The organism is Caballeronia sp., assembly GCF_028292365.1.
GTDB lineage: Bacteria > Pseudomonadota > Gammaproteobacteria > Burkholderiales > Burkholderiaceae > Caballeronia.
Window position 1 is genome coordinate 1 of sequence record NZ_JAQGMM010000125.1, and the last position, 5,382, is coordinate 5,382.

The window sequence follows — 5,382 nt, forward strand, 5'->3', positions numbered from 1 at the left end:
ACAACTGTGGATAGCTCTTTGAGGAATCAAAAACCATTCAACTACGAATTTTTACTTTTTTTGCGCGACATTACTCATAAAAATTCGATGATGGTTTGTATATCTTAACCACCAATGTGACTTTACGCATCTGTACTACTCATCGATCGTTTCATGTCAGATCAAATGTTACTGCATTCAAATATCGCTAGCTTCTTCAATATTACTTCATGTTATTGGCGCTGGAAAACATGCTGCCGGCTCACAGATAAAAATCTAACCAAGGCTACTTCCAAATCAATAGATGACATTTGTACTCTACGCAACGCGCAGCATTCGCGCCGTGTACGAATTTAAGAAAAACTTCAGACTTTCGCGATTACCTAGTCGGGCCTGAATAATCGTCAAAGCCTTTACTGGCGGGCGTTTAAGGGCGAAACCGGATTGCCGGAATTGCAGAATATTGGCATATTAACGTTTGAAACCCTGCAAATTCTGACGTGAACCGCCCCGGGAATCGTGGAGGCTGGTTGGTTTAAGTTAATGCGGGTTCAACGGCAGATGTTTCAAGTTGCCGGTAGTAGTTTGCCTCAGCTTCAGCGGGCGGGATATAGCCAAGCGGTTCCATCAGCCGATGGTGATTGAACCAGGCCACCCATTCCAGCGTTGCCAACTCGACGGACTCGCGTGTTTTCCAGGTGCGGCGATGAATCAGTTCAGCCTTGTACAAGCCGTTGATCGTTTCAGCGAGGGCATTATCGTAGCTGTCGCCCCGACTGCCGACCGACGGTTCGATGCCCGCTTCGGCGAGCCGCTCGCTATAGCGAATGCTGACGTATTGCGAACCTCTGTCGGAGTGGTGTATCAGCGTTCCGTCGCCGCCTGGTCGCCGCGCGTAAAGCGCCTGTTCAAGCGCATCCAGAACAAAGTCCGTGGTCATCGACGTGCTGACGCGCCAGCCAACGATCCGCCGAGCGAACACGTCGACCACGAACGCGACGTACAGCCAGCCCTGCCACGTCGAGACGTAGGTGAAGTCCGAGACCCAAAGCTGGTTTGGCCGCGAAGCGTTGAACTGGCGATTGACCCGATCCAGCGGGCGCGGGGCGCAGGCATCGGGGACCGTCGTGCGAACACGCTTGCCTCGCATCACGCCACGCAAACCCAGTCGCCTCATCAATCGTTCAACGGTGCAGCGAGCCACCTCGATGCGCTCCCGGTTCATCTGCTTCCAGACCTTATCCGCGCCGTAGACCTGCATGTTGGCCTGCCAGACACGCTTGATCTCGGGTTGCAGACGTTCATCGCGTATCGCGCGAGCACAGCGCCGCGACGGATCGCGAAGCTGTGCGGCATGACGCCAATAGCCCGACGGGGCAATCCGCAAGACCTTGCAGATCGACTCGACCCCGAAGGTGTCGCGATGTTGATCGACGAAGGCCTTCAGGACTTCAGACGGCGGTCGAGCTCCGCCTGGGCGAAAAACGCGCTCGCCAACTTCAGAATCTCGTTGGCGCGGCGCAGTTCCTTGTTCTCACGTTCCAGCGTCTTGAGGCGTTCGCGTTCCGACGTGCTCACGCCTTCGCGCTCGCCGCTGTCGATCTGGTCACGTTTGACCCAGCCCAATAGCGTCTGGCTCGAACAACCGATCATCGGCGCAATGGTTTCAACAGCTGCCCACAGTGACGGATGCTCGCCACGCTGCTCGCGCACCAGACGAACGGCGCGCTCTCGGACTTCGGGGGAAAATTGGCTTGGCTTGCTCATGGCTCCATTCTCTCAAGAGTTGGAGCCTCCATCAAATCCGGGGCGGTTCAGACGAGGTCCGAATGGGTCCGAAAGCACGTGTGACAGAGCGAGATTTTTTCCGCCAGCCGCTGCTTGAGCAGATCAATTTGAAGCATCCTCTGGTGCGCTTAGCTGGCTTGATCGATTGGGAGCACCTGGGCGCAGCGATGAGCGAGAGCTTCGTGTCCGGTGCCGGACGACCCGCGACGTCACCGCGCCTGATCGCAGGCCTGCTCTATCTGCAACACGCATTTGACCTGTCTGATGAGGACGTCGTGTGGCAATGGGTCGAGAACCCCTATTGGCAGGTCTTCACTGGCGAGACGTTCCTGCAAACTAAGCCACCGATCGATCCTTCGAGCCTGACACGCTGGCGCAAGCGCCTTGGTGAAGCGGGCGTCGAAGAGCTGTTAGCGGCAACGATTGAGGCCGCCAAACGTGCAGGCGTGATCAAGGCGTCGAGCGTGAAGCGCGTGATTGTCGACACGACGGTAATGCCCAAGGCAATTGCCCATCCAACCGATTCACGCTTGCTGGAGCGGTGTCGCGAACATCTGGTCAAAGCTGCCGCGCGCCACGGGCTCAAGCTCAGACAGAACTACAACCGCGAGGCGCCACGCCTGGCGCTGCAGATTGGCCGCTACGCGCACGCCAAGCAGTACAAGCGCATGAGAAAGACGTTGCGTACGCTGCGCTCGCGTGTGGGCCGGGTGATGCGCGATGTCGAACGGCAAGTCGAGCGAGCGTCGGACTCGGGTCGCACTGCGCTTCTGGAACTGATTGCTCGTACGAAGCGGATTCTGGCGCAGAAGCCCAAGGATAAGAACAAGCTCTATGCACTGCATGCACAGGAAGTCGAGTGTCTGGCTAAAGGTAAGGTTCGCATACCATATGAATTTGGTGTGAAGGTGTCGATCACGACGACTCACAAGGAAGGGTTGGTAGTTGGAGCTCGCTCAATGCCGGGCAATCCGTACGATGGTCACACGCTGGCCGAGGCCTTGGAGCAGGCGGCAATTCTGAGCGATGTGAGCCCGGAAGTGGCAATTGTGGATCGCGGCTACAAGGGCGTTGGGATCGATGGCGTAAAGATCTATCACCCCGGCTTGAAGCGTGGCATCACTCGTGGACTACGGGCGATGATTCGACGGCGCAGCGCGATCGAGCCGGCTATCGGTCACATGAAGACGGATGGCAAACTTGATCGGAACTGGCTCAAAGGCGCACTGGGCGATGCGATGCACGCGGTACTGTGCGGCGCCGGCCACAACCTGCGGATGATCCTCAGGAAGCTGCGGGTTTTTTACACCTTTATGCTGGCCCTGCTGCTGAAATCGGCCGTTCGCGTGTGACCCCAGCGACTACGCCCCCGGCCGACAAAACCAATTGTTCAGGGCCGACTTCTATGAGGAGTAGGTTGTCAAGCACCATTCAGTTTTGATGATGCGATTGCCTATATGCAGATATCTACGTCATACACAGTTCCCTTTAAGTCTGAGTTCGCGTGATCCAGACTCGTCATGTCGGGGCTGAAGCCGGTCGATGCGCACGTGAGACACCGACGTCTCACCAACTTCTATCCGCCGGTATCATGCCGGCCTCATCCTTTATGCGCGGTGCGCCGGACACAGTGTTCCGGGAGATGTGCCCCATCTAATTATCGGTTGCGTTCAGCAACCAGTCGGCCCTCCGGGCACATCACACTTCAACCTCAATAAATATCGGAGTACTTACCCTCTACCGTCACACCGGTTTGAACCGGGCTCCCTCTGGAATAACGCCATCCTTCAGGTAACGCCACAGTGCGATCACCAGCCGCCTGGCGAGCGCGACGATCGCAATACGGCGGGCGCGACGATTGGGACCGGCGCCCTGGGTGCGCTCGTTAAACCATCGTGCCAGCGCACTGTCGGGCTGGTATCGTAGCCAGCCCCAGGCCATCTCGACGAGCTGGGTACGGACGCGTCGGTTTCCCTGCTTGCTGATACCCTGATCAACGTGGCTCTGCCCGCTGTCGTACGGTTGTGGCACCAAACCCACGCATGCCCCAAGCTGCCGGCGGTTGCTGAACTGCCGCCAGAACAGTTCAAGCATCAGGCGCGAGGCGCCGATGTGACCGACGCCCCTCAGACGTCGGAGGTAAGTGATCCGCTCACGCACCGGTGTAGGCAGACGCTCTTCGAGCGTGTGCTCAAGCGCCGCGAGCTGCTGTTCAGCAAGCTCGAGGCGCGCAGTCTCACGCAGTAGCCGTTCGCGCAGCTCGTCGGGCAAAGGTGTGCCGTCATGACAGGCCAGCTGGCCAGCTGCGAGTCGCCTGGCGAAGGACCGGTGGTCGACCTCGTCCCAGCAACCGAGCGTGACGAGCAGCTTGCGCATGCGCTCGCGGTGTTGCAGCACTTCCTTGTGCAGTTGTCCGCGATCGCGAATCAGCTGGCGGGATGCCTCGTCCTGCACGGACGGCGCACGTACGACGCGCATGCGGTCGCGCTCGCCGTGCAGCCATGCCCGCAGGTTAGTGACCAGCCTGATCGCATCAAGCCTGTCGGTCTTCGCGCGCCGCTTGTGACGCTCCACCGGAATGCTCGCGGCATCGACCATATAACACTCGATGCCGCGGGAGGACAGCGCTCGAAGGATCCAGAATCCGTCCTGTCCAGTTTCATAGCTAACGACCACGCGCACATGGATGGGCAGTGCCCACTTCAGCTTGTGCTGTTCGATCAGTTCCAGAACGCTTTGCAGCCGGATCCCAGCCTGTGGCGCACCGACTGCGTGCACCGCGGGCCGCTCCCTGAGACCGTCGTGAAGCGCCACCTTCCACTGCGCGGCCGATAGCTCCAGTGAAACTGCGAGGACGATATTCCCCGTATCTGCCCCCTTAACCTGATTTGCGTCCATGATCCCCTCCATTGAACAGATCTTGGCCTCATCAATTTTACGACTTGGGCCTTGACGACTCTCAGGCTTCATAGGATCTATAACGGGCCGCATTTTCGACGGTCTGCATCACATTCACTTTTGAGGCCGCCGTCTGTGTCGGACAGTCATTCACGGTAGCCCGCGTTGAGCAGCCGGGCGAAGAGCGTATTCAGAATCACGAACGCCTGTCGCTCGCTGCTAGGCGTGAGCGGTTCCGCGAACGGCGGCCAGGAGAGGTCTGCGCGAGCCACTTTCCGACCGGTCATGACCCAGCGCTGTGCTGGCTGCGGGTCCGCCAGAAGCCTCCGGTAGACGAGCAGGTCTTTGTGGGTGAGGAAGGAACGGGGTTTCTTCAGTTCGGTGATCGACCACAGCAGCAGGCGTTCGGACTCCTTGCGGTAGGTGTCAAAGGTTGCAACACTTCCTTGAGTATGGCCATTGCCTGCCGGTAGGGCAAATGAGCTGCCCACTTCGCCTGGAGGGATTCCAGCTCGGGAGTGACGCGTCTGGTTAGCGTTTTGGACAAGGGATGCACCACACGCTGCGGCGTTTGCGCAGCCCCCTGACAGCGCCCTGATGAGCGGTGTGCCCGACAGTCCTTAAAAGCGTCTCGCCCTCTAGAACCAGATTTTTTGTCAGGTTGTTAGTCAGGTCGTTGTGCCGTCCACTCATCAAATGTCAGCACTTGCAAAACCG

The 5,382-nt window shown here is 58.4% G+C and carries 4 protein-coding genes and 1 other annotated feature; of the genes, 1 reads left to right on the plus strand and 3 read right to left on the minus strand.

The window, feature by feature from the left end; genetic code table 11:
• Positions 1-514 precede the first annotated feature (514 nt).
• Positions 515-1,746, minus strand: a protein-coding gene (locus JWR14_RS07610) for an IS3 family transposase (protein ID WP_299703925.1) whose coding sequence is annotated in 2 segments (ribosomal slippage) — positions 515-1,458 and positions 1,458-1,746 — 1,233 coding nt in all. Because the reading frame shifts where the segments join, the coding sequence is not laid out codon by codon here.
• Positions 1,352-1,468: a sequence feature (AL1L pseudoknot), on the minus strand. (Overlaps the previous gene by 117 nt.)
• A 62-nt stretch (positions 1,747-1,808) precedes the next feature.
• Here JWR14_RS07610 and JWR14_RS07615 point away from each other — a divergent pair.
• Entirely contained in the window at positions 1,809-3,119 is a 1,311-nt protein-coding gene (locus JWR14_RS07615) for an IS5 family transposase (protein ID WP_299703928.1), read from the plus strand.
• Between the two features lie 391 nt (positions 3,120-3,510).
• On the opposite strand, the gene JWR14_RS07620 is transcribed toward JWR14_RS07615, so the two are convergent.
• Together JWR14_RS07620 and JWR14_RS07625 are read right to left on the minus strand one after the other, a co-directional pair.
• Entirely contained in the window at positions 3,511-4,665 is a 1,155-nt protein-coding gene (locus JWR14_RS07620; protein WP_299703930.1) for an IS110 family transposase, read from the minus strand.
• A gap of 146 nt (positions 4,666-4,811) precedes the next feature.
• Positions 4,812-5,156, minus strand: a complete 345-nt coding sequence (locus tag JWR14_RS07625; protein ID WP_366144512.1) for a hypothetical protein — start codon at positions 5,154-5,156, stop codon at positions 4,812-4,814.
• Positions 5,157-5,382: the final 226 nt, after the last annotated feature.

What these genes read in the sequence shown, in the direction of transcription:
- JWR14_RS07615 (WP_299703928.1), top strand. Translation starts at nt 1,809, where the DNA reads ATGGGTCCGAAAGCACGTGTGACAGAGCGAGATTTTTTCCGCCAGCCG.
- JWR14_RS07620 (WP_299703930.1), bottom strand. Translation starts at nt 4,665, where the DNA reads ATGGACGCAAATCAGGTTAAGGGGGCAGATACGGGGAATATCGTCCTC.